Below are 3,834 nucleotides of genomic sequence, written 5' to 3'. Positions count from 1 at the left end.
GGACGGACCCGGCCTGCGCGACCGAGGTCAGACGCGGTCGGCCGCGATCAGGACGTACTGGAAGGAGCCGTCCCCGTACGCCTTGATGAACGCTTCCTCGATCCCGGTGACCAGGGAGGACGTGGCCCGCAGCTCCCAGTAGGGCAGCGTGTCCGGGGTGAGGTCGATGACGGCCTGCGGCACGAGCCGGTTGTCGGCCATGGCACGGAGGTATTCGCGGCGGGAGTGGATGTTGCACTCGAAGTGGGCGTTGATCTGGGAGACCCACTTCGACGGCTGGCCGTAGCGGGGGTTCCAGCACCCGGTGATCGTCACGTACCGGCCGCCGACCTTGAGGAAGCGGGAGTGCTCGGCGAGAAGGTCGTGCAGGTCGACGTACATGGACGACTCGTTGTTCCACGAGGCGGCGATGCTGCCGTTCTCGAACGGCGTGTCGAGCATGTTGCAGACGCGTGCGCGGACGCGGTCCTGGATGCGGAGCTCCCTCGCGCGCCCGTTGCCGAAGTCGGCCTGTGAGGTGGAGAGGGTGACGCCCTCGACCTTGCAGCCGAAGCGCTGGTGGGCCATGACCATGGACCCGCCGCGCCCGCAGCCGGCGTCGACGAGTGTGTCGTCGACCCCGATGGGACCGAGGTGGTCCAGGAGGACCTCCGTCTGCGCCGACTCGAGGCGGTGCAGTTCGGCGATCAGCCTCTTCTCGTACGCGCTGTCCTCGGGGTCGCCGAGCGCGTCGTGGTCGACGGCGCCGATGCCGTAGTGGTGGTGGTAGAGCCCGTCCACGTCACCGAGGCGCAGGTTCACCGGCCTCGCCTCGCTGTTCCAGTAACGGGCGATGTCCCGCTGGTAGGGCGTCGCCGGGGCCGGGATCATCGCGGAGGCGGTGGGGTTCAGTTCGGTGGTCACAGAGATGTCCGTTCCTTACCAGAAGTCGGGCAGGCTGTATCGGTAGGTGTTGGTGCGGTGCCAGTAGTGGTTGCCGTCGACCCACGCGGCCACGCCCTTGAGGAAACGCAGCACGGCGGGCAGGGGGCAGGCGGCGGCCAGGTCGGCCGCGGCTGCCTCGAAGGCGTACATGAGCTCGTTGTGGACCTCGACCGCCTTCAGGTACGCGTCGCGCTCGGAAAGCTGCTCGCGCTCCGCGATCACCACCGGCAGGTTCAGATGCCGGCCGGGGCTGTCGAGCTCCTTGGTGTAGGAGTAGAGGTCGTTGACGATGGTGGTCGCATTCCCGGCGAGTGCGATGACCCGCTGCATCTCCGGCCGGGCATGCAGGTCCGCCGGCAGTTCGTAGCCGCCCACGGTGTCGGTGATGGTGGGACAGGGGCGGAAGTTGTTGAACTGGCGCATGGCCAGGTACTCCCACACCTGCGGGACGTGATCGGTCTCGGCCCAGGCGGCCTCGGCCAGGTAGCCCAAGTGCAGCCGGGCCATGTCGTGCCGGTAGCGGTCTGCCTGGGAGGGCGTGGCGGCCCGTACGAAGTAGTCCATGGCGCTGCGGTACGCGCGCCGCGGGGCGTCCGTGCCGAGGGACTCCTCCCACGCCGGCTCGTATTCCGAGGTGGTGTGGAGGCGGTCGAGCGCGGTGTGCGCGAGGAGGAGGCGTCCGCCGAGACCGACGGGTGAGCCTCCGTGGTCCTCGCAGTAGCAGTCGTCGACGGCGTTCTCCGCGACCATCAGCCGGGTGGCGAGCATCAGATGGTCGACGAGGGGGGCGTCAGGGTGGCAGGCGACCATGTAGCGCCCGACGGAGAACCCGTCGAACTCGCCTTTCCAGTCCTCGGGGTAGAGCTGGACCTCGTCCTCGGCCCACCGCTTGATCCGACGGCTGACCTCCTCCACCCGTACGGGATCGGGCTCCGGTACGGGGTGGTGGTAGAGGCCCGGCACGGCCCGGCCTTCGGCCGGCGGCTCGGGTTCCGGAAGCGCCGGGTCCGGCCGCGGGTCCGGGCGGCGGGCCAAGGAGAGCGAAGCCGTACCCAGACCACTCGGCCCGCGCAGGGCCCGCTGCACGGCGGAGTCCGCGACAGGCACGGCCGCGACGGAGGAGTCGGCCGCCGGTTCCGGCGGGGTGATCGGCGCAGGCTGCGCGGCCGGCAGGCCGGGGGCCACCGGCGCGGGCATGTCCGCAACCGTCGCCGCGGGTGGCTCCACAGGCTCGGCCTGCGGGACGGGTGCTCCGGAGCGGGTGAGGGCGTGCGCGGGAGCGGGGACGGAGCGGGCCACGGCGTCGTGCGGCCTCGACTGCTGCGGGAAGGGTCCAGGGTCGGGCATTCCGTGGCTCCTTGCTGCGGTGGGTGGGATCGTTCCGGACCTGGGGCAGGGGTCCGCCGGGCAAGGCGGTTCCCGGCCGGCGCCGGGGCCGTCAGCCGGTTCCCTGGTCGCCCCTGCGCGCGATCTGCACGTTCTCCATCACGCCCAGCGCATCGGGTACGAGCACCGCGGCGGAGTAGTACGTGGTGACGAGGTAGGAGATGATCGCCTGCTCGCTGATGCCCATGAACCGCACGGAGAGTCCCGGCTCGTACTCGTCCGGCAGGCCGGTCTGCCGCAGCCCGATGACACCCTGGTTCTCCTCGCCCAGACGCATGGCGATGATGGAGCTGGTCTGCTCCTTGCTGATCGGGATCTTGTTGCAGGGCAGGATCGGAACCCCGCGCCAGGCCGGCACGGACTGGCCACCGAGGTCGACATGGTCCGGATAGAGACCGCAGGCGTTGAAGCCGCGCCCGATCGCGGCGATCGTCCTCGGGTGGGCGAGGAACAGCTTGGTGCCGCGGCGGCGGCAGAGCAGCTCGTCCATGTCGTCCGGGGTCGGCGGGCCGGAGTGGGGCTGGATCCGCTGCTTGAAGTCGGCGTTGTGCAGCAGGCCGAACTCGCGGTTGTTGATGAGCTCGTGTTCCTGGCGCTCGCGCAGCGCCTCGATGGTGAGGCGGAGCTGTTCCTCCGTCTGGTTCATCGGGCCGTTGTAGAGGTCGGCGACACGGGTGTGGACCCTCAGGACGGTCTGCGCGACGGAGAGTTCGTACTCGCGTGGCTTCGACTCGTAGTCGACGAACGCGCCCGGCAGTTCGGCCTCGCCCACATGGCCGGCCGACATGCGGATCTCGGCCTCACCGTGCTTGTTCTGCCGTTGCTGTCCGAGAGAGCTGAACTCCTCGATGTGGGACTGGAGGCTCGGCGCGGACGCCTGTACGGCGGCGAAGTCGGCGCGGGAGAGGGTGAGGAGAGTGCCGGACGTCTCGGCGGTGGCCGTGTAGTCGTAGCGGGCGTCGCTGTCCAGCAGGGCGTTCTCTCCGAAGTGGTCGCCGTCCGCGAGCACCGCGATGGCGAGCTCCCCGCCGTATTTGCCTTCGGAGGTCTGCCGGACACGGCCGTGGGCGATCATGTGGATCCGGTCGGCCTCGGCGCCGCGCTCGACGAGGACGTCCCCCGCCGCGAAGTCGCGTTGCGTACAACGCCCGGCGAGGGCGCTGAGGACTTCGGAGTCCGGGAAGCCGCGCAGCAGGGCGAGTTCGCCGAGTTCGTCGGGGATGACCCGGACCGTGGCGCCGTCCTGGACGAAGTCGATGCGCCCGTCGCCGACGGTGTAGCGCAACCGGCGGTTGACCCGGTAGGCGCCGCCCTTCGTCTCGACCCAGGGGAGCATCCGCAGCAGCCAGCGGGAGGTGATCTCCTGCATCTGCGGGGCGGACTTGGTGGTGGTGGCGAGGTTGCGGGCTGCGGCGGTGCTCAGGGACTGCTGAGGCACCGCTGGTGCGGCCTGGGCCTGCGGGGTGCTGTCGACGGTCATCGAGGCGGGTTCTCCTTCGTGAGGGGTGGCGGTCGGCGCACACC

The 3,834-nt window shown here is 70.2% G+C and carries 3 protein-coding genes; all 3 read right to left on the bottom strand.

Annotated features, from left to right (window positions below; translation table 11 throughout):
* Positions 1 to 27 precede the first annotated feature (27 nt).
* On the bottom strand, positions 28 to 903 hold the full coding sequence (locus ACWGH4_RS32660) for a geranyl diphosphate 2-C-methyltransferase (RefSeq protein WP_453467228.1): 876 nt from the start codon (positions 901 to 903) through the stop codon (positions 28 to 30).
* Positions 904 to 918: 15 nt separating this feature from the next.
* On the bottom strand, positions 919 to 2,271 hold the full coding sequence (locus ACWGH4_RS32655; protein WP_453467226.1) for a family 2 encapsulin nanocompartment cargo protein terpene cyclase: 1,353 nt from the start codon (positions 2,269 to 2,271) through the stop codon (positions 919 to 921).
* Between the two features lie 91 nt (positions 2,272 to 2,362).
* Complete coding sequence (locus ACWGH4_RS32650; RefSeq protein WP_453467224.1) at positions 2,363 to 3,790, bottom strand: family 2B encapsulin nanocompartment shell protein; 1,428 nt, start codon at positions 3,788 to 3,790, stop codon at positions 2,363 to 2,365.
* Positions 3,791 to 3,834: the final 44 nt, after the last annotated feature.

The sequence above is a fragment of the Streptomyces sp. NPDC054847 genome, from assembly GCF_053610925.1.
The sequence above is the reverse complement of the archived record's forward strand: the minus strand, read 5'-3'. Positions and strand labels throughout refer to the sequence as shown.

Bases quoted from the DNA above. Each gene is read 5' to 3' on its own strand.
- ACWGH4_RS32655 (WP_453467226.1), bottom strand. From the start codon at position 2,271: ATGCCCGACCCTGGACCCTTCCCGCAGCAGTCGAGGCCGCACGACGCC.
- ACWGH4_RS32650 (WP_453467224.1), bottom strand. From the start codon at position 3,790: ATGACCGTCGACAGCACCCCGCAGGCCCAGGCCGCACCAGCGGTGCCT.